Here is a 22,831-nt window from a genome sequence, read left to right as displayed (position 1 = left end):
CCCGTTCCGATTAGAAGTTGGCTTTGCTCATGCACGCGGCCCGGCACTCGGCGCGGTGGCGGGACCGGTACTGGCCCATGTGGCCGCGGGGCTGCTGCCGGCTGGCATGAGCAGCCATTTGCGGCATGGTGCGGCGGCCGACGATGCCCGGCAGCTTGATGACAACCTGGCCCGCAGCCGGCAGCTGCACGCGGGAGCTAACGCCCGCAGCAGCCGCCACGGGTTGGAGGGAATTGACCCGGAAATTCATAATGCGTCGGAGAATGGACGCGCCAGGGGCCAGTGGCTCCGCCGGCGGCAGTCCGTAGTTGGATAAGACGAGAAACGGCCTCGCTACCAGCTGGCAGCGGTGCCCGGTGGCCCTGGCTGGCTTCGAACCGAATGCCAGCCACGCCCGAACTCAGCTTATCCCCGACGGGGTGGCAGCTCAATCTCGCCCCGATACCCGACGGGCACGGCCGCTTCGCGGGCCGCCAGCCGGGCTTCGGCAAAGGCAAAAACCGGCCGCGCAAACGCCACCTGCATTTCCGGCAGGCAGTGCGTATCCAGGCCTTTGAAGGAGGTGAGCAACTGCTGCAGGGGCAGGCGCTCGCCGGTTTTCTTCACCGTGTACTGCACGCCGTTGCAGTCGTCGAAGCAGGCCAGGCGCATGGTGTGCTTCAGCTGGCAGTCCTGGCTGTGCACGTAGGCGAAGGGCCGGTCGATGGGCCGCGCCGGGCGCTCCACGAGGCCGGCTCCCACTACCAGCAGGTAGTTGGCAAGCAGCAGCAGCACGAGTAGCGAACGCAGCATAAGCAATGGAGAATACAGCGGCACGGCCGCCGACAAAACACCTACGAGAAATCAGGCAAAAAAGACTCGCTCCACCGTCCAATAAGCCGCCACCAGCCCGATGACCACCGACACCGGCACCACCACGCGCTGCTTGTACCAGCTTTTGTCGGCCGCCCAGCGCCCCACCAGCGCCCAGCAGAGCAGTATCACCGACACCTGGCCCAGTTCCACGCCCACGTTGAAAGAGATGAGCGAGCCGAAATAATCCTTCTGCGGCAGCCCCAGGCCGGTGAGCGCCGAGGCGAACCCCATGCCGTGCACCAGCCCGAAGCCGAACACGATGAGCAGGCGCCACGGGTTCAGCCGGTCGGTGATGATGTTTTCGATGGCCACAAACAGGATGGACAGCGCAATAATCGGCTCGATGATGGCCGAGGGCGGCGAAATCAGCCCATACATGGCCAGGCCCAGCGTGATGGAGTGCGCCACGGTGAAGGCCGTGGCCTGCATCAGCACCGGCTTGAGGCGCGGCTCCAGAATGTAGAGGCTGATGATGAACAGGATGTGGTCGAACCCCAGCGGAATGATGTGCGTGAAGCCCAGCTGCAGGTAAGTCCAGAAAATCTCCGTGCGCGAGAGCTTGCTCAGGTCCGTGTTGAGGACGTGCGCGGCGGCTGGCTGGGCCAGCAGCAGCAGCAGCAGCAGCAGTGGCAGGAGCATTAGGGCGCGGCGCGGTAGACGCATGTATTGCAACAGTCCGGTGGGCTTCATGCAGTAGGGTGCGGGGCTCGCCCCCGCCCGTCGTTGAACGGAATCATTGAATCGGAACAAGCGTCCGGGCGGGGACAAGCCCCGCCCCTACCGTGCTGCTAACAGCTTCTTGCCTTCCGCTTCCACCTCGGGGTTGAGGTAGGGGGCCGTTTTCAGCGACTGCTCAATTAGGGCCTGGCCCTCGTTGGTCTTGCCCAGCTTGCTCAGGATGAGGCCGGCGCGGCACAGCAGCACCGGGTTTTTCGAGCCGGTGCGGCGGGCCACCTGCATGTACTTCTGCGCCTCGGCATACTGGCCGCGCTTGTAGAGCACCCAGGCCATGGTTTCGTTCACGTCGATGTTGTCGGGCCGGCGCTCGTACTCAATTTTGGCGTGCTCCAGGGCCTTGTCCAGCTCGTTGGTTTTGAGGTAGGCGTAGGCCAACTCGCGGTCGGCATAGTGGCCCATCTGCTCGTTGTCGTCGGCTTCCTTGGCGGCGCTGGCCAGCATGTCGATGGATTCCTCGGCCATTTTTTTCGCCTCATCGGGCTGGCCGTTGAGGCGGTATAGGTCGGTCAGCTCGTCCGAAAAGGCGTAATCCTTCACCGTGAAGCGGGCCTGCTGGTAGAGCTTGATGGCCTTCGCGTAGTCTTTACGGGCTGCCGCCATGCGGCCCAGGCCGGCCAGGGCGTAGGCGTAGCCAGGGCGGGCCAGCAGCGCCATCATGTAGTAGGCGTGGGCGTGGGCGGTGTCACCGCTCACTTCGTAGAGGTGGCCAAGGGCTACGCGGGTCCACTCGGTTTGCTCCAGGCCGATGTAGCCGGCTTTGGCGGCCATGTCCATGGCCTGAATGGCGCCGGGCACGTCGCCGTAAATCTCGCGCAGGTAGCTGGCGCGGGCATACGCGGCCAGGTCGGGCCGGATGGCGTTCATCTTATCGGCCATCTTCACGGCCTCGTCGTAGTGGCCCATTTCCACGTTGGCGTCGGTCAGCAGGCCGTACACGAAGCCGCTGTTGGGGTTGAGTTGACGGGCCTGCTCGGCAATGCCCAGGCCCTGGGCAAAGTGGTGCTGCGTGAGGCAGAGCGAGGCTTTGCAGCACATGGCCTCAAAGTTTTCGGGCTCCTTCTGGAGCACTTCTTCCAGCAGTTCCATGGCCGCGCCGTCGTAATACGGGTGGTCGCCGGTCACGCGGGCTTCCTGCATGTAGGCCTGGGCCAGCAACAGGCGGCTTTTCTGGTCGCTGGGGTCGGCGCGCAGCTTGGCCAGCAGGCCTTCGATGGCGGCCTTGGTGTTCAGCCATTCGCCACCGGCGGCAAGGTCGCCGCGCCGGGCTTTAAGCTCCGGCAGGCGGTGCTCGGGCTTTTTAAAGAAGAAAATGGCGGCGGCCAGCAGGCCAAACACCACCAACAAGCTCGGGTATAGATACTTTTTCAAGACAGAAAGTGGAAAGAGTCAGGCAAATATTCTCAAAAACGCGGTAATAAAAGAGCCGCCGTCAGTCCTGTTCCGGACCCACGACGGCTCTTTTTACTTAGCAGCTAGCGCTGGGGTTACTGGCGCTCGATGCGAACCGACTGCACGACCGTGTTGCCGTTGTAGAGGGTGGCAATGTACTGACCGGGAGCCACATCGCGGCCCGGCGTCCAGGCAATTTCGTTGGCACCGGCGGCGAAGGATTTATCCTTGGCTACGGTGGCTACCTTGCGGCCCGTCACGTCGCTGATAACAATGCTCATCGTGCCTTTGGCGGGCAGCTCGAAGCGCAGGGTGGTGCGGTCGAGGAAGGGGTTGGGGTAAGCCTGAGCAGCAGTCAGGTTGGGCGAGAGGCCGAGGCCGGTGCGCTGCGCCAGGGCTACGCGCTGGGCGGTGGTGCCGCTCCATGGCGTTTGCACGTAGGGGAAGGCCGCCTTGAAAGTAGTGTCGTTGGCCGTTACACCAGCGTTGAAACCAACCGTACCCAACAGCTGGGGCGTTAGCGGGCTGGTTGCGCTGGCCGTGTAGTCGTCGTAGAACAGGCCAATGGCAGCCAGTACGGCACCGCCCACGGCTTGCAACTCGATGCGGGTCACGTCGTCTTCCAGGCGGCGGCCGTTCGGGAAGCCGTCCATGTTCGGAATAAACTGCACAGCGGTGCTGGCGTTGTAGCGGGCATCGGTCAGGCCCAGCACGGCCGCTTGCAGCAAGCCTTCCGAGCTAAAGTCGGCCGAGTTGCGGGCCGTAGGCGGCACGGCCATGTTCAGGCGCAGCATGTCGCCGCCGGGGTTGGCAGCCGTAGCGTTGGCCAGCAGGAAGTTGTTGATGAACGGCTTGCCAGCGGTGAGGGGGTTGCGCGGCGTTTTGCCGGTAGCCAGCTGGTACGGAATGGCATTCGGCACGCCGGTGTGGAAGATGGGCAGAATGTCAACCGAGCGGGGCTTGCCGGCACGCAGCAGGTAAGGGCCGTAGCCAGCCGGCGAAGGCGCCAAGGCCGTGCCCGTCAGGGCAGAGCTGCCAGCCAGGCCGCTCAGGCCAGCGGCCCCGTTGCGGAAGTCGAAGCCAGCGGCGGGCAGGCCGGGGCTGCCGGCCAGCGAAGCCGACTGAATGCGCAGTGCGTTCAGGCCGGGTACGGCAGCACCGTAGTACGTCTGGCCGTTGGCCGCGCCGGTGGCCATGTACAGGCCCAGCTCGGGGTTCGAGAGGTAGTCGTCCGTCACGGCAGCTTCGGCATAGGGCGTGGCCGAGTTCCAGGCATCCTTCGCGCCAATGGGGTTGATAACCTCGTTGGTGAGGGGCATGCCAATGCGCGATACCTGCACGTAGTTACCCGAATAGGTGGGTGCTGCGCCCGTGGCCGACAGCGTTTTCACCGTCTGACGGCTGGCCGAAGCCCACACGCCAATGATGTAGTTCGAATCCAGAATGTTGGTGGTCGAAGACAGGGCCGGAGCCGAAGCCTTTTTCAGCACCGACACCGGCACCTGCAGCACAATGGCGTGCGTATTCTTGCGGGCCAGGCCGTCGCGGGCCGCGCCGGGAGCGCGAATACCGCCCAGGTCGAAGATGCCGCCCAGGTCGGCAAAGAACGGGTCATCGCTCGGGCCGCAGAAGATTTTAGTGCCGTCAGGCAGCGTCTGGATGGCGTTGGTAATGATTGCGGCGTAAGTAGTGTTCAGGCCAGCGGCGCCGGAGATAGAGCGCGGCCCCACATTGGGTGGCGGCACGGTGGCGTTGGTGAGCAGGGTCGTGAAGGCCCCGCCAGCCACGCTTTTCTCGCAGGTGTAGGTGGTTTTCAGGTTCTGCTGGCCCAGCCGGATGTTGAAGAACGTGGTGGGGTCCTGGTTAGTCCGGGTGAAGGTGAAGCGGTACGTAATGTCGTCGCCGGTTGTCGTCTGGTCGTTCTTGATGTGGATTTCGTAGCGAATATTCTCGCCGAACGTGTTGTAGTTCGGGCCGCCCTGGGGCAGCTCCAGCGGAATGTAGTTGGCCACGATGGTCACGCTCGCGCTGGCGTCGTTGTTCGGCGCGTCGGGGCTGCGGAAGGCGTAGAGGTCCGTGTTATCGGCCAGCGGGTCGTCGGCGATGAGTGGGGCTTCGCGGTGGCTCGAAGCCTCCAGGGTGTTGTGCTGGCCACTCCAGGCAAGCATTCCTCCTACCGATGTTGCGAGCAGAGCAGCATGGAAAAGGGGACGAGTAAGTAGGTTTTTCATAAAAATGAAAAAGGTTGGGGTGAAAAAAAGGAAGGAAATGCAGAGCCCGAACACCGGCCGCTCATCGGCCGGATAATTTGGATTCCCAAATAGTTTAAGCGTGTTGTATTGTCCTTACGTGCCCAGCAATCGTTTCGGTTTGAAAGCGCCTGATATTTTATCAACATAATTCCGGCTTTCCCCCCCTGCCCCAGCCGGGCCCTATATCATTTCCAGCCTTGGCGGGTTTAGCTCCTACTTTTGCACCACGCCAGTCGGCATTACCTTATTAATTCTTTGAGCCAACGGCCGCGCCGGGCTCCGCTACTATATGGCTACCGTATCTATCAACCTGGCCACCGGCACTTTTCAGCAGGAGGAAATCATCGTCGGCATCGACCTGGGCACGACCAACAGCCTCGTGGCCTACGTGCACCCCGACTCGCGCCAGCCCCTGGCCATCAACGACCAGGGCCGGGGCAGCATCGTGCCCTCGGTGGTGCACTTTCCGGCCGGTGGGCCAGACCCCGTGGTGGGCACCGAAGCCCGCGAATTCCTCCTCACCGACCCGCAGCGCACCATTTATTCGGTGAAGCGCCTGCTGGGCAAAAGCTACCGCGACCTCGGCCAGCACGCCAGCCAGCTCGGCTACAAGGTGATTGACGACAACTCCGAAGGCCTGGTAAAAATCCGGGTCGATGACCGGTTCTACTCCCCCATCGAGCTGTCGGCCGACATCCTGAAGGAGCTGCGCGCCCGCGCCGAGCACGCCCTCAAAACGCCCGTCAACCGCGCCGTCATCACCGTGCCGGCTTACTTCAACGACTCGCAGCGCCAGGCTACCCGCGACGCCGGCCGCCTCGCCGGCCTCGAAGTGCTGCGCATCGTGAACGAGCCCACGGCTGCCGCCCTGGCCTACGGCATCGGCCTCGACCCCAGCGAAGAGAAAACCGTGGCCGTGTACGACCTCGGCGGCGGCACCTTCGACATCAGCATTCTGCGCATTCAGCAGGGCATTTTTGAAGTGCTGAGTACGAACGGCGACACCTACTTGGGCGGCGACGATTTTGACCGCGCCGTGGTGGACCACTGGACGGCTGCCTTCGGCCTGCCCGACGCTTACCACACCAGCCCGCACCTGCAGCAGCAGCTGCGCCTGGCCGCCGAGATGGCCAAGCGCTACCTCAGCCAGCACGACGATTTCACGACCCAGCTCACCGACGAAGCCGGCCAGAACACCACCGTCACGCTCACCCGCGCGCAGTTCAACGACCTCATTCGCCCGCTGGTGGACCGCACCATTGTCGCCTGCCGCCAGGCCGTGGCCGATGCGAAGTTGGAAGGGTTTGAGGGTTTGAGGGTAGTAGGGTATGAGGGCAAAGGCGAGTCAGGCACTGACACTTCCTACCCTCCTACCCTCCTACCCTCCTACCCTAAACTCGATGCCGTGCTGCTGGTGGGCGGCTCTACCCGCGTGCCGCTGGTGTACGATGCGGTGTCGGAGTTCTTCGGTCAGCCGGCCAACAACTCGCTGAATCCCGACGAAGTGGTAGCGCTGGGAGCGGCCATTCAGGCCGATATCCTGGCCGGCAACCGGCGCGACGTGCTGCTGCTCGACGTGACGCCCCTCACGCTGGGCATCGAAACGCTGGGCGGCCTGCTCGACCCCATCATCCCGCGCAATTCGAAGATTCCGACCAAGGCCGGCCGCCAGTACACCACCAGCGTGGACGGCCAGGTGAACCTCAAAATTGCTGTGTACCAGGGCGAGCGCGACCTCGTGAGCCAGAACCGCAAGCTGGGCGAGTTTGTGCTCACGGGCATTCCGGCCATGCCCGCCGGCCTGCCCAAGGTCGATGTCAACTTTCTGCTCAATGCCGACGGCATTCTGAAAGTGGAAGCCATTGAGCTGCGCTCGAACACGCGCCAGCAGGTCGAAATCAAGCCTCAATACGGCCTCACCGACGAGCAGGTGGAGCAAATGCTGATGGATTCGCTGGTGAATGCCAAGGACGATGTGGCCGCCCGCCTGCTCATCGAAGCCCGCACCGCCGCCGAGCAGCTGCTGTACCAGGTCGAGAACTTCACCCGCAAAAACCGGCAGCACCTCACCGAAACCGAGCTTACGGCTACCGCAGCGCAGGTGCAGCAGGTGCGCGCTGCCCTGGCCGGCACCGAGCGCGACCCCATTCTGAAAGCTATGGACGAGCTGGACGAGCTGACGCGCCCGTACGCCGAGCGGGTGATGAATATTTCCATTCAGCAGGCCATGGCGGGCAAGAAAATCGGGTAAACGCCGCCCAGCCAGCACAACGGGCTACAGGCCGCTTTTTGCTCAGAAGCCCACCCGGACTCTTTCGGGTGGGCTTCTGAGCGTGAGGCAGCTACTCAGCGGCGGCGGATGGTTTTCGGCGGCAGTGCGGTAGGGTGGCCAGCGGGCCCGGCCGTGGGCCGCAGCCCAAAGCCCAGCACGGCCCGCGCCGCCGTGTCCCGAAAAGTGACTTCCAGCAGCACCGATGGCGTTTTCAGGCTGGAGTCGGCGGCGAAGGAAAAGGAATAGAACAGCCGGGAAGCGCCATGCTCACTCAGCCGCATGCCCAGCTTGTAGAGCTCAATGGCTTTGCCGTGCTGCTGGCCACTTTTCCAGAGGGGCCGGGCCTGGGCCTCGAAGCGGCTCAGGCCGATGGTTTGGCGCACCTCGGGGGCCAGCCGGCTATACGCCACCGGGTAGTCGGCGCGCAGCACTGCCCGCAAAAACTGCCCCGCCGCCTGCGCCTGGCCCGGCCGGCGCACAGCCTGGGCGGTAAGCTGGCGGGTACTTCCCCCAGCCATCACCATCACAGCCGCCAAAGCCAGCCCCTGCCACCGACGAACCATTGCTTGCATGGCCTAAAAGTAAGCGGGGGCGGCGAGCCGGACCTTAGGCCCCGCCTGCCGCCCCCGCCCCAGCCCCCTCATGGAACTGGCCGAAGTCGCTCCGCTATTGCGTTATTCAATTACCACGCGGCGCGTCACGCTCATTCCTTTGCCGGTGAGGCGCAGGGTGTACACGCCGGTAGCCAGGCCCTGAGTGGATAGCTCAGCCTGATTGGCGCGGCCGGCACTCAGCGGCATGGCCTGCACCAGCACACGCTGGCCCAGCGCGTTGTACAGCTCCACCGAAGCAGCATTGGTGGTTCCGGCACCGCTGAGCTGCACCCGCAGGGCGTTGCCATTGGCCACCGGGTTGGGCACCACGGCCACGGTGTAGCCGGCCGTCTGGTCGCGGGTGGCCAGGCCCTGCGTTATAGTCACGGCCAGAGCCGCAAGGTTATTGTTTTCGTTGGATTCGTTTACCACGTTGGCCGGGTCGGCCACAAACAGCACGTAGTACGGGCCGGGCGCTACGGTGGCAGGCACCACCACCGTCAGCTGGCGGCTGGCGTCGAGGTTTACGCCGAGGCCCCCGCCGGCGCTGGTTCCCAGCAGACGGTCGCTGGCATCGAGGGTTTGGTTGGTGGAGAGGTAGTAGCCCACGGCCGAGCTGGCGGCCGGGCCGCCGCCCTGGTTGGCAATGGTTGCACTCACCGACAGGTTTCCGCCCGTTGGCACCGTCGAGGGCGACGCGCCAATCTGCGTCAGCAGCAGGTCGGAGAGCGGCGCGGTCACGCAGTTCACCGTTGCATCGAAGCCGGGTGCCGTCGAGCCGCTGGTGGTGGTGAACTGCACAGTCAGGGCGCCGGCAGCGTTGCTGGCCGTCACGGGCAGCGGAATCTGGTAGCCGCTGTAGGTGGCCAGCAGCGGTGCCGTGGTGGTGGTGCCGTCGTAGATACGCACGTAGTCGTAGCCGCTTATCGTCGAGAACGAGTTGAACGTGAGCTGCACCAGCGCCCCGGCCGTAGCCGGCAAGATGGTGAGCGAGCCGCTGGAATAGGCCGCGTAAGAGCCGTAGCCGCCGTTGTCGTAGATGGTAGCCGAGCAGGTGGTAACAGTTGCCGTGCCCGCCGAAGGTACTACCGTCCCCGTGAAGGGCCCCAGCACCGTGAGCGGCATGAAGGTTACGTTGTTGGTTTCGTTGGTTTCGGCCACCGCGTTGGTGGGGTCGGCCACAAACAGCACGTAGTAGTTGCCGGCGGCGGTACCGGTCGGAATCAGCAGGCTGGCGCTTCGGAACGAGGACTGGCTGGCCCCCAGGCTAAAGCCGGTAACGGTGTTGAGGAGCACGTCGCTGGCATCCAGGGTCTGGTTGGTCGAGAGGTAGTAGCCCACCGTGCTACTGGCCGCCGTGGTATTGCCTGCATTCTGAATGTAGCAGCTACCGTTGATGGCGAAGCCCGGCGTGACGCTCGTCGGCGACAGGTAGGGCTGCAACGTCTGCAGGTCAATGCCCGGTGCAATCACCAGCACCGCAGTGCTGGCAACGTTGTTGGTTTCGTTGGTTTCGGCCACGGCATTGGCCGGGTCGGCCACAAACAGCACGTAGTAGCTGCCCGGGGCCGTGCCCGTCGGCACTACCGGGCTGTCGCTCCGATAGGCATACTGATTGGCCGCTATGGCCGTGCCGGGCGTGGTCCGCATCAGCACGTCGCTGGCATCCAGGGTCTGGTTGGTCGAGAGATAATAGCCGATGGTGCTGGTTGTAGCCGTCGAGTTGCCCAGGTTCTGAATGTAGCAGGTGGTGTAGAGCGTGCCGCCGGGCGCAACCGAGGTAGGCGACAGATAAGGCTGCGCAATGGTCAAATCGACCCCGGGCGCTACCAGCAGCAGTGGAGCGCTCACCACGTTGTTGGTTTCGTTGGTTTCGGCCACCGTGTTGGCCGGGTCGGCCACAAACAGCACGTAGTAGCTGCCCGGGGCCGTGCCCGCCGGAATAAGCGGGTTGTCGTAGCGCGAGGCATATTGGTTGGCCGCCAGTATCCCGCCGGGGCTGGTCAGCAGCAGCACGTCGCTGGCATCCAAGGTCTGGTTGGTCGAGAGGTAGTAGCCCAGTGTGCTGCTGGGTGCCGCCGAGTTGCCTAGATTCTGCATGTAGCAGCTGGTCGAAATGGTGTTGCCCGGGGCACTCGTGTAGGGGCTCACGTACGGCTGCGAAGGCGTCAGGTCGATGCCCGGAGCCACCACCTGCAGCACAGCCGAAGCAATGTTATTGGTTTCGCTGGTTTCGGGCACCTGGTTCAGGTAGTCGGCCACAAACAGCACGTAGTAGTTGCCCACGGCCGTTCCGGTGGGCACCGTCAGGTTCACGTAGCGCGACGAGTAGCCCCCGCCGTACAGCGTGCCGGTAGTATTGTTCAGCAGCACGTCGCTGGCATCGAGCACCTGGTTGGTGGAGAGGTAATAGCCCACCGTAGCCGGGTTGGCCAGCGCGTTGCCCTGGTTGTAGAGGTAGCACGAGGCCGACGTGACCCCGCCCGGAGCCAGTGAGGCCGGCGACAGGTAGGGGCTCTGAATTGTGAGGTCAATGGTAGCAGCCAGCACCGTCAGGGCCAGGCTGCGCACGTTGTTGGTTTCGCTGGTTTCGGTCACCGCGTTGGCCGGGTCAGCCACAAACAGCACGTAGTAGTTGCCCGGGGCCGTGCCCAGCGGCACAATCGGATAGACCGAGCGGTAGCTGCCCAGGTTAGCCGAAAGCGAAAACCCGGTAGACGTACTCAGCAGCACGTCGCTGGCATCAAACGTCTGGTTGGTCGAAAGATAAAAGCCCACCGTGCTGCTGCCGGCCAGCATATTGCCCTGATTGAAAATGGTGCAGGTGGCCTGAATGGAATTTCCCGCCACCGTCGAGCTGGGATACAAGTACTCCTGCTGAATCACCAGGTCCACGCCGGGCGGCGCTACCGTGAAGCTCACCGCCGACACGTTGTTATTCTCGTTGGTTTCGCCCACCTGATTCTGGTAATCAGCCACAAACAGAATGTAATACGTGCCCGGAGCAGTGCCCGTGGGTACCGCCGCCGTGCCGTAGCGCGACTGCGTGTAGCCCGGATACAGCGACGTGCCGTACTGCGAGGTCAGCAGCTGGTCGGTCGCATCCAGCGTGGCATCGGTCGAGAAGTAAAAGCCTACGCTGCTGCTGTTGGCAATGGCATTGCCCTGGTTGGCAATGTAGCAGCTCATGTTCAGGGGCATGCCGGGTGCCGTATTCTGCGGCGTCACGGCAGCTTGCTGAATAGTCAGGTCGATACTGGGCAGCGTCACCGTCAGGCTCACCGCCGACACGTTGTTGGCTTCGTTGCTTTCGGGTACCTGGCTCTGGTAGTCGGCCACAAACAGCACGTAGTAGTTGCCGGCCGTGGTGCCGGTCGGCACCGTCAGCGTTGCATAGCGCGACGAATACTGGCTCACCGGCAGCGTGTAACCGATGGAGCTGCTTAGCAGCACGTCGCTGGCATCCAGCGTCTGGTCGGAAGAGAGGTAGTAACCCACCGAGCTGCTGTTGGCTATCGCGCCCGACAAATTGTAGATGTAGCAGCTTGCCGATGTGCTGCCGCCCGCTACCACGCTCTGCGGCGACAGGTAAGGACTTTGTATCACGAGGTCGGGCTGGGGCTGGGGCGGCACCGTGGTCACGCAGCCAATCGTGGCCGCAAATCCACTGTACTGCGCCACGCCATCCGAGGTCAGCAGTACCGTCAGCGCACCCGAGGCCGTGGTGCCATACACCGTGGTGGGAGGGTTATTGGAATCGTAGGTACCGATGAGCGGCGCGGTGGTTGTGGTTCCATCGTAAATCCGGACAGCATCGTAGCCCGGCTCCACGGCAAACGAGAAAAACTGCAGCCGCACCTTGTTGCCCGTCGTAGCGGGCATAATGGTTGTGGCCCCACCCGCATTTGCCGAGTAGGAGCCGGTAGCCCCGCCATCGTCATACAGCGTACCCGAGCAGGTGGTGATGGTGGTAGTGCCCGTTACGGGCAGCGAGTAGGTCTGGGCCTGCACCACTGCCGGGCCGGCAATTCCGGCCAGCAGCAATAGTTTCCAGAACCCGGTAAGCAGCCGCGAAGCGGCAGGGTAGTTCTGCTTCATAAAAAGAAATGTGGAAAGGAATGAAAAAATGATGAATTTTTTGAATATAAAAGGCCGTAAAAGCCCAGCCGGCTTCAGTGAGCCACAGCAAAAACGCCCGTTTTTGATTACTCAGCCGTGGCCGGCACCAGCACAAATACGTCCTCTCCGGGCCGCTTCATGAGGTACTTCTCCCGCGCAAATTTTTCCAGCAGCGCCGGCGAGCTCATCAACTCTGCCCGGTCTTTCTTCACCACTTCAATGTTGTCGAGGTAATACTGCTTCTCGTTGCGCAGGTCCTGCCATTTGCGATAAATGTCGAACTGCTTGCCCAAATCGTTTGCATCGAACACCAGCATCCAGACCAGAAAGCCCATGCCGGTGAGGAAATAGAAACTGCGGGCCACCCGGAATACCGGGCTAATGAAAGAAGGTAGATTCATTGCGCGATAAAGGTAATACAAACGGCCAATTCCGCTACTGCGAAATTGGCCGTTTGACACGCTAACTACGTGATTTAATTACATCTTCTTGCCGGGGAAATAAGCCACTTCGCCCAGTTCCTCCTCAATGCGGAGCAGCTGGTTGTACTTGGCCATCCGGTCCGAGCGCGAAGCCGAGCCCGTCTTAATCTGGCCGGTGTTCAGGGCCACAGCCAGGTCGGCGATGGTGCTGTCTTCGGTTTCGCCCGAGCGGTGGCTCATCACCGACTTGTAGCCATTGCGGCGGCCCAGGTTCACGGCGTTGATGGTTTCAGTCAGCGTACCAATCTGGTTTACCTTGATGAGAATGGCGTTGGCAATTCCTTCGTCAATGCCGCGCTGCAGGCGGTCCACGTTGGTCACGAATAAGTCGTCGCCCACCAGCTGGGTCTGCTTGCCCACGCGCTCCGTCAGCGCTTTCCAGCCGGTCCAGTCGTCCTCGTCCATGCCATCTTCCAGGCTGATGATGGGGTATTTCTTCACCCAGTCAGCCCAGTAGTCCACCATCTGGCTGCTGGTCAGCTTGTCGCCGGTGCTCTTTTTGAAGTGGTACACGCCATCCTCGTAGAACTCCGACACGGCCGCATCCATCGCAATGAATACGTCCTCGCCAGGGCGGTAGCCGGCCGTTTCAATGGCCTGCAACACGATTTTAATGGCGTCCTCGTTCGACTTGATGTTCGGTGCAAAGCCGCCTTCATCGCCCACGTTGGTGCTGAAGCCTTGCTTCTTCAACACGTTCTTCAGGTGGTGAAAAATCTCCGTGCCCCAGCGCAATGCTTCCGAGAACGACGAAGCACCCGTAGGCATAATCATGAACTCCTGGAAGTCAATCGAGTTGTCGGCGTGCGAGCCACCGTTCAGGATGTTCATCATCGGCACGGGCAGCGTCGAAGCCCCTACCCCACCGATGTAGCGATAGAGCGGCATGCCGGCATCCTGCGCCGCAGCGCGGGCCGCCGCCAGGCTCACACCCAGAATGGCATTGGCGCCCAGATTGGCTTTGTTAGGCGTGCCGTCCATCTCCAGCATAATCTTGTCGAGCAGCGCTTGCTCGTACACCGAGAAGCCCACCAGTTCCTCCGCAATGCGTGAATTCACGTTCTCTACGGCCTTCAGCACGCCCTTGCCCATGTACATGGACTTGTCGTCGTCGCGCAGCTCCACGGCTTCGTGCTTGCCCGTGCTGGCACCCGAAGGAACCGCCGCGCGGCCTACCACCCCGGAGTCAAGCGTTACATCAACTTCTACCGTCGGATTACCGCGGGAATCAAAAATCTGGCGAGCGTGAATTTGCGAGATGAAGCTCATAGCAAGTCGTTTTGTAAACAGTTAAATATGCTGCAAACGTACGCGAATCAGCCGGCATAAGCACACTCACAACATTAAAAGAACGTTTCGCAGCAGCCCATCATAGCTTGCGCTAACGATTGAATCGGCCTAAAAAAGCACTGCGATTTGCTGCCGCTTCACTAAAATTTTCGCGCAAAAAAGGGACGCCCCTCACGGAGCGTCCCTTTCAACGTTGCAGCAATTGCTACGAATTAAGCACCAGCTTCGTCAGCCTTAGCTTCTTCGCGGCTCTCGCCATCTTTCACGGTTTCAGTAGCCGTGTCAGCCGGAGCCGACTGCTCAACTACTGCGTTCGGAGCTACAGCTTCGCCTTTCACTTCGGTAGCCGAAGTAGCAGCGTCGCCCGAAGCCTTCTTGCCACCACGACGCGAACGACGGGTAGTGCCAGCAGCAGCCTTATCAGCAGCAGCCTGCTTCGACTCGAGCAGGGTCTCGTTAAAGTCCACCAGCTCGATAATGCACATATCAGCGTTGTCGCCCAGACGGGTATCGCTCAGCTTCAGGATGCGGGTATAGCCACCGGGACGGTTCGCAATTTTGCCCGAAATGTTGCCAAACAGCTCCTTAATCGACTCTTTGTCTTGCAGAGCGGCGAACACCATGCGGCGCGAGTGCGTCGTGTCTTCCTTCGACTTGGTCAGCATCGGCTCCACGTACTTGCGCAGGGCTTTGGCTTTGGCCACAGTCGTCGTCAGACGCTTGTGCAGGATGAGCGACGAAGCCATGTTCGACAACATGGCGTGGCGGTGGGCGGTAGTCCGGCCCAGGTGGTTGATTTTTCTTCCGTGACGCATTGGTCGTTTGAAAAAATGTGTGCTTGCGGGCGGCGACCACGGCGGGCCTCTAAGGCCTCATTAGAACCGCTGCCCCTCGGGCACACTGGTGAATTGATTGATGTGCTGATTAATTGATTGCCTAATGTGCTGATTTGGCACTTCAGCCAATCGAAACGACTGATAAAAAAGATGTGCCGACCCGCTGGGGAAACCAGCACATCAGCACATCAATTAATCAATCGTTTAGTCTTCGTCCAGGCGATACTTGCCCAAGTCCATCCCGAACTCCAGACCACGCTCTTCCACGAGGTTCTCGAGCTCCGTCAGGCTCTTCTTGCCGAAGTTGCGGAACTTCATCATGTCGGCGATTTCGAGCTGCACCAGCTCACCCATCGTTTTGATGTCGGCAGCCTTGAGGCAGTTCTTGGCGCGTACGCTGAGCTCCATGTCCTCCAGCGGAGTCTTGAGCATCTTGCGCATCTGCATGGTTTCCTCATCAATCGGCTCGTCTTCGGTCACGCGCGGACCTTCGAGGGTCATCGTGTTGTCCGAGAACAGCATGAAGTGCTGAATGAGGATGTTGGCCGCACCTTTCAGTGCTTCCTCCGGGTGAATCGAACCGTCGGTCTGAATCTCGATAACGAGCTTCTCGTAGTCGGTCTTCTGCTCCACACGGGTGTTCTCGATGCTGTACTTCACGTTCTTGATGGGCGTGTAGATAGCATCGATAGCAATCTGACCGAAAACCTGGTCAGCCGGCTTGTTCTCGTCGGCGGGCACGTAGCCACGGCCACGGGCAATCGTCAGCTCCAGCTCCAGCTCTACGCTGGGGTCGAGGTGGGCAATCACGTGGTCGGGGTTCAGCACCTCGAAGCCGCTGGCGAACTTGGCAATATCAGCGCCCGAGAAGGTATCCTGGCCTTTCACGCGCACCGTAATTTTATCCGAGATGGCGTCGCTCACTTTCTTGAAGCGGACCATCTTCAGGTTCAGGATGATTTCGGACATGTCCTCAATCACCCCTTCGATGGTCGAAAACTCGTGCAGCACGCTGTTGGTGCGCACCGACGTGATGGCGAAACCCTCCAGCGACGACAACAGAATGCGACGCAGCGCATTGCCGATGGTGACGCCGTAGCCCTTCTCGAGCGGCTTAAATTCAAACGTCCCGGTGAAGTCGTCGGATTTCTCCATCACCACTTTCTCCGGCATCTGAAAAGCTAAGATTGACATATGTGGGGCGTAAAAAAATTGAAAAAAATTGGTGAAGTATAAGCACAAGTGCGGCCCGACAAACTGCCGGGCCGCTACCAGTAGCGTTATTTACTTCGAATACAGTTCGACGATGAGCTGCTCGGTGATTTTCTCCGGAATCAGCTCACGGGCGGGGGCGTTGAGGAACTTGCCAGCCAACTCCTTGCCGTCCCACTCCAGCCACGAGAACTGGCGCGAGTTGCGAACCGATAGGCTCGTGGTGATGGCTTCCAGCGACTTCGACTTCTCACGGACGGCCACGATGTCGCCGGGACGGAGGTGGTACGAAGGAATGTTCACCACTTCACCGTTCACGGTGATGTGCTTGTGACCAACGAGCTGGCGAGCAGCGCGACGCGTCGAGGCAATGCCCAAACGGTACACGGCGTTGTCCAGACGGGCTTCCAGCAGCGCGAGCAGGTTGTCGCCGGTGATGCCGGGGAGCGCTGCAGCTTTGTGGAACAGGTTTTCGAATTGCTTCTCCAACATGCCGTACATGTACTTCACCTTCTGCTTCTCCATCAGCTGGACAGCGTACTCCGACTGCTTCTTGCGACGGCCGCGGCCGTGCTGGCCCGGAGGATAGGCTTTCTTGTTGAGCGCTTTGCTCGGGCCGAAAATCGGCTCGTTGAAGCGACGGGCAATTTTTGAGGTAGGGCCGGTATAACGTGCCATTGTAATCTAATTTCTGAAGTGGAAAACTAAACGCGACGACGCTTGGGGGGGCGGCAGCCGTTGTGCGGCAGCGGCGTTACGTCGCGGATGGTGGTCACCTCAATGCCTACGTTGCCGAGGGCGCGGATGGCCGACTCACGGCCCGAGCCTGGACCTTTAACAAATACTTCGGCTTTGCGCATGCCCAGGTCGTGGGCCACTTTGCCGCAGTCGCTCATCGCCATTTGAGCGGCGTAGGGCGTATTTTTCTTCGAACCACGGAAGCCCATTTTGCCGGCCGAAGCCCACGAAATAACTTGACCGTTGTTGTTGGTGATGGAGATGATGATGTTGTTGAACGAGGCACGGATGTGTACCTGGCCCACCTGCTCCACCACGACAACGCGCTTCTTCGCTTTGTCTTTTCTTTTTTGTGCCATTTGGTTATCGCAAAAAATGCGGGAGGTGTTGGCACTGGCTGCGCGAGTAAACTACTCGCCAGAGCCAGCGCCGATTCCCGTGTGAATTTATTTGGTTGCCTTCTTCTTGCCGGCTACCGTTTTGCGCTTACCCTTGCGGGTACGCGAGTTGTTCTTGGTGCGCTGACCACGAACCGGCAGACCTTTGCGGTGACGCAGACCACGGTAGCAGCCGATGTCCATCAAACGCTTGATGTTCGTCGTTACTTCCGAACGCAGCACGCCCTCAGTCTTGTGCTCGGCGGCAATGATGGCGCGGACGGCACCCGACTCCTCGTCGGTCCAGTCCTTCACCTTCTTGTTGACGTCGACGCCAGCTTTTACCAGAATCTTGCTGGCGTTGCTCCGGCCAATGCCGAAAATGTAAGTCAGCGAAATTTCGCCGCGCTTGTTGTCCGGGATATCAACCCCTGCGATACGAGCCATTGTGTGTGGTTATGTGTTTGCGGACAGAAACCCGGCAACTACTTGGAAGGCGGGCCGAAGGCTAACAACCAACGACCCAGTACCCAAGGTTCCGGGGTTCTAAAAATTGAATTAACCCTGACGCTGCTTGAAGCGCGGGTTTTTCTTGTTGATGACGTAGAGCTTGCCATTACGGCGGACCAGTTTGCAGTCCACGCTACGCTTTTTCACCGAGGTTTTTACTTTCATGACCTGTGAAGGGAAACGGGTTTATTTATAACGATACTTAATCCGGCCCTTCGACAAGTCGTAGGGCGACATTTCCAGTTTCACCTTGTCGCCGGGCAGAATCTTGATGTAGTGCATCCGCATCTTGCCCGAAATGTGGGCAATCAGCTGGTGACCGTTCTCCAATTCCACGCGGAACATGGCGTTAGAAAGGGCTTCCAGGATGGTTCCGTCCTGCTCAATCGAGGCTTGTTTTGCCATAAGGGCTACTGCTGCAATGCTTTTTCGATGTATTCAAAGGAGGTGAGAATCTCCGCCTTTTCTTTTCTAACTACTACGGTGTGCTCGAAGTGCGCTGAGGGCTTGCGGTCCCGGGTGCGGATAGTCCAGCCATCCGCCTCCTGCACCACGTCCTTCTTGCCCAGGTTCACCATCGGCTCAATGGCGATGACCAAACCCGTTTGCAAGAGCGGCCCGGAACCCCGCTTGCCGTAGTTCGGCACATCAGGACTCTCGTGCAGCTTCGCGCCAACTCCGTGACCAACCAATTCGCGCACCACCCCGTAGCCCAACGGGCCTACATGGTTCTGGATAGCGTAGCTGATGTCGCCCACGCGGTTGCCGCTCACGGCTTGTTCGATGCCTTTGTACAACGATGCTTTGGTTTCCTTCAGCAACGTCAGCACTTCCGGCGCCACTTCCCCGATTGGGTAGGTGTAAGCACTATCTGAATGAAAACCATTCAGGAAAACCCCGCAGTCCACCGATAGCACGTCGCCGCTTTTCAGGGGCTCGTCGGTGGCAAACCCGTGCACCACCACCGAGTTCGGCGAGAGGCACAGGCTGTAGGGAAACTTATTGTAGCCTTTGAAGGACGGTACCCCACCATTGTCCCGGATGAATTCCTCCGCGCGCTTATCGAGCTGCCGCGTCGTCACTCCTTCCTTCACCATGCTCGCGACTTCGCCGTGAGCTTTGGCCAGCAGTTGGGCGCTGGCCCGGATGAGGTCAATCTCTTCTTCGGTTTTGTATTGAATCGGACCTTTTGCCATTGCTGTATTACGAGGCGATGGAAATGGGCTGAGCCGTGCGACCGCGCAGCTTACCCGATTTCATCATGCCGTCGTAGTGCTGCATCAACAAGTAGCTCTGCACCTGGTTCACCGTGTCGAGCACTACACCCACCATGATGATGAGCGACGTGCCGCCATAGAAAGCCGAGAACGGACGGGTTACGCCCAGCAACAAAGCCAGCGCGGGGAAGATGGCGATGAGCGCCAGCGCCACGGCACCCGGCAGGGTGATGCGCGTCAGGATTTCATCGATGTATTCCGAGGTATCGCGGCCAGGTTTCACGCCGGGCACAAAACCACCGCTCCGCTTCAGGTCATCGGCAATCTGGTTAGGGTTAACGCTGATGGCCGTGTAGAAGTAGGTGAAGATGATAATCAGCAGGCCGAAGGTCAGGTTGTACTGCCACGAGGTGTAGTCTGAGAACTTCACGCCGATGTAGCTGGCGGTATCGCTCTGGTTTTGCCATACCGACGCCACGATGGCGGGCACGAACATCAGCGACTGCGCGAAGATGATGGGCATTACGCCGGCTGCATTCACTTTGAGGGGAATGAACTGACGCTGCGCATCCAGCTGCGTGGTGCCGCCAACTTGCTTTGCGTACTGCACCGCGATGCGGCGAACCGCTTGCGTGAGCACGATAACCGCCATCACCACGAGGAACAGCACCACCATTTCCAGCAGGAAGATGAGGGACTTGTTCACGCCTTTGGCAGCGGCTTCACCGATGATGGCACCGGGGAGACGCGACACAATGCCAATCATGATAATCATGGAGATACCGTTGCCGATGCCTTTGTCCGTGATTTTCTCACCCAGCCACATGCAGAACAACGTGCCGGCCGTGATGATAATCATGGTCGAGACGGTGAAGAACGTGCCGGGGTTGATGATGGCTTCGGCGTTAATCGTAGCAATGAAGCCAACCGATTGGGCCAATACAATCGGAATCGTAAGAACCCGGGTGTATTGGTTGATTTTCTTACGTCCCGATTCGCCTTCCTTCTGGAGCTTCTGGAAGTAGGGCACGGCGATGGTGAGCAGCTGCAACACAATCGACGCCGAGATGTACGGCATGATGCCCAGCGCGAAGATGGACGCGTGGCTGAATGCGCCGCCGAGCAGCGTATCCAGAATGCCAAACAAGCCTTGGGCGCCGGTCTTGAGTTGCGTGGGGTCAACGCCCGGCAACACCACGTAAACGCCTAGGCGATAGATGGCAATGAAGAAAAGCGTATTGAGGATTCGCGTACGCAAATCCTCAATCGCAAAAATGTTTTTTATCGACTCGATAAACTTATTCATTGCCGAAGGTAGCTATTAGAGCGTTACCGCTTTGCCGCCAGCTTTCTCGATGGCTTCAACAGCCGATTTCGAGAAGGCGTGAGCATGAACTTCCACAGCGGTGGTGATTTCACCACGGCCGAGAACTTTGATTTTGGCGTTTTTCGAAACCAGACCGGCGGCCACGAAGTAAGCGGCATCCAAGGTGGTGGCGCTGTTCTTCTCGAGGAGGCCAGCGAGCACATCGAGGTTGATGGCTTTGTACTCGACGCGGTTGATGTTCGTGAAGCCGAACTTGGGCACACGGCGCTGGAGGGGCATCTGGCCACCTTCAAAGCCGGACTTGCGCTTGTAGCCCGAACGCGACTTGGCGCCTTTGTGACCACGGGTCGACGTGCCACCGCGCGTGGAGCCTTCGCCCCGGCCAATCCGCTTCTCGTTTTTAGTCGAGCCGTAGGCGGGCGATAGATTGCTGAGATTGAGCATGACGATAATAGTCTTACAGTTCGGTTACTTGGAGCAGGTGCTGCACGCTCTTCACCATGCCCAGGATGGACGGGTTCGATTCGTGGGTAGCGGTGCTGTTGAGTTTGTTCAGCCCGAGGGACTGAACGGTGCGCTTCTGACGCTCGGGGCGGTCAATGGCGCTGCGCACGAGCTTTACTTGAATTTGTGCCATGTCAATTAACCGTTAAAAACGCGGGCCAAAGAAATACCACGGGCTTGGGCGATTTGCAACGGGTCGCGCATTTTGGCGAGGGCTGCAAACGTCGCTTTCACCACGTTGTGAGGGTTCGACGAGCCTTTCGACTTCGCCAGCACATCCTTGATACCGGCGCTCTCGAACACGGCGCGCATTGCACCGCCGGCGATTACACCCGTACCAGCCGCTGCGGGCTGGATGAGCACGAAACCACCGCCGTAGCGGCCTTCCATGAGGTGAGGAACGGTGTGCTTGTACATCGGCACTTTCACCACGTTCTTCTTGGCGTCGTCAATGCCTTTGGCAATGGCGTCGGTTACTTCGTTGGCTTTGCCGAGGCCGTAGCCTACGTTGCCGTTGCCGTCGCCTACTACCACGATGGCAGAGAAGCTAAAGCGGCGACCGCCTTTCACCACCTTCGCTACGCGGTTGATGGCTACTACTTTTTCTTTGAAGTCGGAGTCAGCACCCATGCGGGAGTTGTCCTTGTTCCGGTCGCGGTCGTTGCTGCGCTGACGGTCTCCGCCAGGACGATTGTTGTCGCGTTCTTGCGCCATGATAGTTTAGAAATTGAGGCCGCCTTCGCGAGCACCTTCAGCCAATGATTTTACGCGACCGTGGTAGAGGTAACCCGAGCGGTCGAACACCACTTTCGTGATGCCTTTCTCCAGGGCAACCGCGGCTACCTGACGGCCTACGGCAGCGGCCAGAGCCACGCCATTGCCACCTTCGGCGGTTACTTTTTTCGACGTAGCGGCAGCCAGGGTGCGGCCGGTCGTGTCGTCGATAATCTGAGCATAAATGCCCGTGTTGCTGCGGAACACCGACAGGCGCGGACGCTCCGAGGTGCCAGACACTTTCGTGCGGATGATGCGCTGAATCCGCTTGCGGCGAGTTGCTTTATCAAATGCCATGATGCGAATTTATTTAGAGGCCGTTTTACCAGCTTTGCGACGGATAATCTCGCCCACGAAGCGCACACCTTTGCCTTTGTAGGGCTCCACTTTGCGCAGCGAACGAATTTTGGCGGCCACCTGGCCCAGCAGCTGATTGTCGATGCTGGTCAGCGTAACAATCGGGTTTTTACCTTTCTCGGTAACCGCGGTAGCGGATACTTCGCCGGGGAGGGCGATGTACACGTTGTGCGAGTAGCCGAGGGCCAGTTCCAGCGTGCTGCCCACGAGCGAGGCTTTGTAACCTACGCCCACGAGTTCGAGTTTCTTCTCGAAACCAGCGCTAACACCGGTCACCATGTTGTTGATGAGCGAGCGGTAGAGGCCGTGCATGGCCTTGTGGCGCTTCTGCTCGGTCGGGCGGGTTACGGTGAGAGTACCGTCTTCGATGGCTACGGTGATGTCGCGGTCTACTTGCGTAGTGAGCGAGCCTTTGGGGCCTTTCACCGTCACCGCGTTGTCTTTGTCGACCGAAATAGCGACCCCGGCGGGGACGGAAATCGGCAGTTTACCAATACGTGACATAATTGAATTTGCTAAAGCGGTTCCGGACTAGTACACGTAGCACAGCACCTCGCCGCCCACGTTCTCGGTTTTGCACTCTTTCTCCGTCATCACGCCTTTCGAGGTCGAGATGATGGCCACACCCAGGCCGCTGAGGACGCGGGGCAGGTTGTCGGCGGCCACGTACTGACGCAAGCCGGGCGTCGAAACGCGCTGCAGCTTGGTGATGGCGGGGGCCTTCGTGGTGGGGTTGTACTTCAGGGCGATTTTGATGGTGCCCTGAACCGACGAATCATCAAAACGGTACGACTGGATGTACCCTTTGTGGTACAGCACTTTCGTGATTTCCTTTTTGATGTTGCTGGCCGGGATTTCTACCACCCGGTGGTTCGCCTTGATGGCGTTGCGTACCCGGGTCAGGTAGTCGGCAATGGGGTCAGTGTTCATTATGTGTTAAATACGTCCGCTTTTTTCGGAGCGCAAAGATAAGAAAATTTCGCCGGGTG

General features: G+C 60.0%; 25 protein-coding genes. 1 reads left to right on the top strand and 24 read right to left on the bottom strand.

All coding sequences use genetic code 11. The features are described from left to right. Positions 1–10: 10 nt before the first annotated feature. The 5 genes from ACYVHT_RS12870 to ACYVHT_RS12850 form a co-directional block, all read right to left on the bottom strand. Positions 11–250, bottom strand: a complete 240-nt coding sequence (locus tag ACYVHT_RS12870) for a hypothetical protein (protein WP_460552145.1) — start codon at positions 248–250, stop codon at positions 11–13. 155 nt (positions 251–405) lie between these two features. Continuing rightward, positions 406–792 (bottom strand): hypothetical protein, encoded by a 387-nt coding sequence (locus tag ACYVHT_RS12865; protein WP_460552142.1) that lies wholly within the window; start codon positions 790–792, stop codon positions 406–408. Positions 793–843: 51 nt separating this feature from the next. Continuing rightward, positions 844–1,494, bottom strand: a complete 651-nt coding sequence (locus ACYVHT_RS12860; RefSeq protein ID WP_460552140.1) for a HupE/UreJ family protein — start codon at positions 1,492–1,494, stop codon at positions 844–846. A 138-nt stretch (positions 1,495–1,632) separates the two neighbouring features. Beyond that, entirely contained in the window at positions 1,633–2,961 is a 1,329-nt protein-coding gene (locus ACYVHT_RS12855) for a tetratricopeptide repeat protein (RefSeq protein ID WP_460552137.1), read from the bottom strand. A gap of 116 nt (positions 2,962–3,077) precedes the next feature. Continuing rightward, complete coding sequence (locus tag ACYVHT_RS12850) at positions 3,078–5,213, bottom strand: DUF4331 family protein (protein WP_460552135.1); 2,136 nt, start codon at positions 5,211–5,213, stop codon at positions 3,078–3,080. Positions 5,214–5,523: 310 nt separating this feature from the next. On the opposite strand from ACYVHT_RS12850, the gene ACYVHT_RS12845 reads away from it, so the two are divergent. Then, positions 5,524–7,485, top strand: coding sequence for an Hsp70 family protein (locus ACYVHT_RS12845; protein ID WP_460552133.1), 1,962 nt, complete (start codon positions 5,524–5,526; stop codon positions 7,483–7,485). Between the two features lie 95 nt (positions 7,486–7,580). On the opposite strand, the gene ACYVHT_RS12840 is transcribed toward ACYVHT_RS12845, so the two are convergent. The 19 genes from ACYVHT_RS12840 to rpsH form a co-directional block, all read right to left on the bottom strand. Then, positions 7,581–8,078, bottom strand: coding sequence for a hypothetical protein (locus ACYVHT_RS12840; protein WP_460552130.1), 498 nt, complete (start codon positions 8,076–8,078; stop codon positions 7,581–7,583). A 102-nt stretch (positions 8,079–8,180) separates the two neighbouring features. Then, positions 8,181–12,197, bottom strand: coding sequence for a CARDB domain-containing protein (locus ACYVHT_RS12835; RefSeq protein WP_460552127.1), 4,017 nt, complete (start codon positions 12,195–12,197; stop codon positions 8,181–8,183). Positions 12,198–12,304: 107 nt separating this feature from the next. Beyond that, a complete protein-coding gene (locus ACYVHT_RS12830) occupies positions 12,305–12,619 on the bottom strand; it encodes an FtsB family cell division protein (protein ID WP_460552124.1) in 315 nt (104 codons plus the stop codon). A 78-nt stretch (positions 12,620–12,697) separates the two neighbouring features. Continuing rightward, a complete protein-coding gene (eno, locus tag ACYVHT_RS12825) occupies positions 12,698–13,969 on the bottom strand; it encodes a phosphopyruvate hydratase (protein WP_460552121.1) in 1,272 nt (423 codons plus the stop codon). A gap of 233 nt (positions 13,970–14,202) precedes the next feature. After that, positions 14,203–14,805 carry a 50S ribosomal protein L17 gene (gene rplQ / locus ACYVHT_RS12820; RefSeq protein WP_460552118.1) on the bottom strand — a complete coding sequence of 201 codons (603 nt, stop codon included), beginning with the start codon at positions 14,803–14,805 and terminating at the stop codon, positions 14,203–14,205. A 225-nt stretch (positions 14,806–15,030) separates the two neighbouring features. After that, the gene (locus ACYVHT_RS12815; protein ID WP_196291022.1) at positions 15,031–16,020 is read right to left on the bottom strand and encodes a DNA-directed RNA polymerase subunit alpha; all 990 of its coding nucleotides are present in this window, start codon (positions 16,018–16,020) and stop codon (positions 15,031–15,033) included. A gap of 90 nt (positions 16,021–16,110) precedes the next feature. Further along, positions 16,111–16,716, bottom strand: a complete 606-nt coding sequence (gene rpsD / locus ACYVHT_RS12810) for a 30S ribosomal protein S4 (protein ID WP_196291021.1) — start codon at positions 16,714–16,716, stop codon at positions 16,111–16,113. A gap of 26 nt (positions 16,717–16,742) precedes the next feature. Beyond that, positions 16,743–17,135 carry a 30S ribosomal protein S11 gene (gene rpsK / locus ACYVHT_RS12805; RefSeq protein WP_035567868.1) on the bottom strand — a complete coding sequence of 131 codons (393 nt, stop codon included), beginning with the start codon at positions 17,133–17,135 and terminating at the stop codon, positions 16,743–16,745. 87 nt (positions 17,136–17,222) lie between these two features. Then, complete coding sequence (gene rpsM / locus ACYVHT_RS12800) at positions 17,223–17,600, bottom strand: 30S ribosomal protein S13 (protein ID WP_196291020.1); 378 nt, start codon at positions 17,598–17,600, stop codon at positions 17,223–17,225. 111 nt (positions 17,601–17,711) lie between these two features. Beyond that, on the bottom strand, positions 17,712–17,828 hold the full coding sequence (gene rpmJ / locus ACYVHT_RS12795) for a 50S ribosomal protein L36 (RefSeq protein WP_046246595.1): 117 nt from the start codon (positions 17,826–17,828) through the stop codon (positions 17,712–17,714). Positions 17,829–17,849: 21 nt separating this feature from the next. Then, a complete protein-coding gene (gene infA, locus ACYVHT_RS12790; protein ID WP_035567874.1) occupies positions 17,850–18,068 on the bottom strand; it encodes a translation initiation factor IF-1 in 219 nt (72 codons plus the stop codon). Positions 18,069–18,073: 5 nt separating this feature from the next. Next, a complete protein-coding gene (gene map / locus ACYVHT_RS12785; protein ID WP_201985277.1) occupies positions 18,074–18,859 on the bottom strand; it encodes a type I methionyl aminopeptidase in 786 nt (261 codons plus the stop codon). Between the two features lie 7 nt (positions 18,860–18,866). Further along, entirely contained in the window at positions 18,867–20,186 is a 1,320-nt protein-coding gene (secY, locus tag ACYVHT_RS12780; protein WP_198067464.1) for a preprotein translocase subunit SecY, read from the bottom strand. A 15-nt stretch (positions 20,187–20,201) separates the two neighbouring features. Next, a complete protein-coding gene (gene rplO / locus ACYVHT_RS12775) occupies positions 20,202–20,651 on the bottom strand; it encodes a 50S ribosomal protein L15 (protein WP_241937060.1) in 450 nt (149 codons plus the stop codon). Between the two features lie 13 nt (positions 20,652–20,664). Then, a complete protein-coding gene (gene rpmD / locus ACYVHT_RS12770; RefSeq protein ID WP_190925707.1) occupies positions 20,665–20,844 on the bottom strand; it encodes a 50S ribosomal protein L30 in 180 nt (59 codons plus the stop codon). Between the two features lie 5 nt (positions 20,845–20,849). Next, positions 20,850–21,341, bottom strand: a complete 492-nt coding sequence (gene rpsE / locus ACYVHT_RS12765; protein WP_035567955.1) for a 30S ribosomal protein S5 — start codon at positions 21,339–21,341, stop codon at positions 20,850–20,852. 90 nt (positions 21,342–21,431) lie between these two features. Then, a complete protein-coding gene (gene rplR / locus ACYVHT_RS12760) occupies positions 21,432–21,782 on the bottom strand; it encodes a 50S ribosomal protein L18 (RefSeq protein WP_245115532.1) in 351 nt (116 codons plus the stop codon). Between the two features lie 9 nt (positions 21,783–21,791). Then, positions 21,792–22,346 carry a 50S ribosomal protein L6 gene (gene rplF / locus ACYVHT_RS12755; RefSeq protein WP_460552113.1) on the bottom strand — a complete coding sequence of 185 codons (555 nt, stop codon included), beginning with the start codon at positions 22,344–22,346 and terminating at the stop codon, positions 21,792–21,794. A gap of 27 nt (positions 22,347–22,373) precedes the next feature. Further along, on the bottom strand, positions 22,374–22,772 hold the full coding sequence (gene rpsH / locus ACYVHT_RS12750) for a 30S ribosomal protein S8 (protein WP_068191741.1): 399 nt from the start codon (positions 22,770–22,772) through the stop codon (positions 22,374–22,376). Positions 22,773–22,831 lie beyond the last annotated feature (59 nt).

It is taken from the genome of Hymenobacter daeguensis (assembly GCF_054780555.1).
Note: the sequence above shows the minus strand (reverse complement) of the source record. Positions and strands in the feature narration are given on the sequence as shown.

What these genes read in the sequence shown, in the direction of transcription:
- ACYVHT_RS12870 (WP_460552145.1), bottom strand. Translation starts at nt 250, where the DNA reads ATGAATTTCCGGGTCAATTCCCTCCAACCCGTGGCGGCTGCTGCGGGC.
- ACYVHT_RS12865 (WP_460552142.1), bottom strand. Translation starts at nt 792, where the DNA reads ATGCTGCGTTCGCTACTCGTGCTGCTGCTGCTTGCCAACTACCTGCTG.
- ACYVHT_RS12860 (WP_460552140.1), bottom strand. Translation starts at nt 1,494, where the DNA reads ATGCTCCTGCCACTGCTGCTGCTGCTGCTGCTGCTGGCCCAGCCAGCC.
- ACYVHT_RS12850 (WP_460552135.1), bottom strand. Translation starts at nt 5,213, where the DNA reads ATGAAAAACCTACTTACTCGTCCCCTTTTCCATGCTGCTCTGCTCGCA.
- ACYVHT_RS12845 (WP_460552133.1), top strand. Translation starts at nt 5,524, where the DNA reads ATGGCTACCGTATCTATCAACCTGGCCACCGGCACTTTTCAGCAGGAG.
- ACYVHT_RS12840 (WP_460552130.1), bottom strand. Translation starts at nt 8,078, where the DNA reads ATGCAAGCAATGGTTCGTCGGTGGCAGGGGCTGGCTTTGGCGGCTGTG.
- ACYVHT_RS12835 (WP_460552127.1), bottom strand. Translation starts at nt 12,197, where the DNA reads ATGAAGCAGAACTACCCTGCCGCTTCGCGGCTGCTTACCGGGTTCTGG.
- ACYVHT_RS12830 (WP_460552124.1), bottom strand. Translation starts at nt 12,619, where the DNA reads ATGAATCTACCTTCTTTCATTAGCCCGGTATTCCGGGTGGCCCGCAGT.
- eno (WP_460552121.1), bottom strand. Translation starts at nt 13,969, where the DNA reads ATGAGCTTCATCTCGCAAATTCACGCTCGCCAGATTTTTGATTCCCGC.
- rplQ (WP_460552118.1), bottom strand. Translation starts at nt 14,805, where the DNA reads ATGCGTCACGGAAGAAAAATCAACCACCTGGGCCGGACTACCGCCCAC.
- ACYVHT_RS12815 (WP_196291022.1), bottom strand. Translation starts at nt 16,020, where the DNA reads ATGTCAATCTTAGCTTTTCAGATGCCGGAGAAAGTGGTGATGGAGAAA.
- rpsD (WP_196291021.1), bottom strand. Translation starts at nt 16,716, where the DNA reads ATGGCACGTTATACCGGCCCTACCTCAAAAATTGCCCGTCGCTTCAAC.
- rpsK (WP_035567868.1), bottom strand. Translation starts at nt 17,135, where the DNA reads ATGGCACAAAAAAGAAAAGACAAAGCGAAGAAGCGCGTTGTCGTGGTG.
- rpsM (WP_196291020.1), bottom strand. Translation starts at nt 17,600, where the DNA reads ATGGCTCGTATCGCAGGGGTTGATATCCCGGACAACAAGCGCGGCGAA.
- rpmJ (WP_046246595.1), bottom strand. Translation starts at nt 17,828, where the DNA reads ATGAAAGTAAAAACCTCGGTGAAAAAGCGTAGCGTGGACTGCAAACTG.
- infA (WP_035567874.1), bottom strand. Translation starts at nt 18,068, where the DNA reads ATGGCAAAACAAGCCTCGATTGAGCAGGACGGAACCATCCTGGAAGCC.
- map (WP_201985277.1), bottom strand. Translation starts at nt 18,859, where the DNA reads ATGGCAAAAGGTCCGATTCAATACAAAACCGAAGAAGAGATTGACCTC.
- secY (WP_198067464.1), bottom strand. Translation starts at nt 20,186, where the DNA reads ATGAATAAGTTTATCGAGTCGATAAAAAACATTTTTGCGATTGAGGAT.
- rplO (WP_241937060.1), bottom strand. Translation starts at nt 20,651, where the DNA reads ATGCTCAATCTCAGCAATCTATCGCCCGCCTACGGCTCGACTAAAAAC.
- rpmD (WP_190925707.1), bottom strand. Translation starts at nt 20,844, where the DNA reads ATGGCACAAATTCAAGTAAAGCTCGTGCGCAGCGCCATTGACCGCCCC.
- rpsE (WP_035567955.1), bottom strand. Translation starts at nt 21,341, where the DNA reads ATGGGTGCTGACTCCGACTTCAAAGAAAAAGTAGTAGCCATCAACCGC.
- rplR (WP_245115532.1), bottom strand. Translation starts at nt 21,782, where the DNA reads ATGGCATTTGATAAAGCAACTCGCCGCAAGCGGATTCAGCGCATCATC.
- rplF (WP_460552113.1), bottom strand. Translation starts at nt 22,346, where the DNA reads ATGTCACGTATTGGTAAACTGCCGATTTCCGTCCCCGCCGGGGTCGCT.
- rpsH (WP_068191741.1), bottom strand. Translation starts at nt 22,772, where the DNA reads ATGAACACTGACCCCATTGCCGACTACCTGACCCGGGTACGCAACGCC.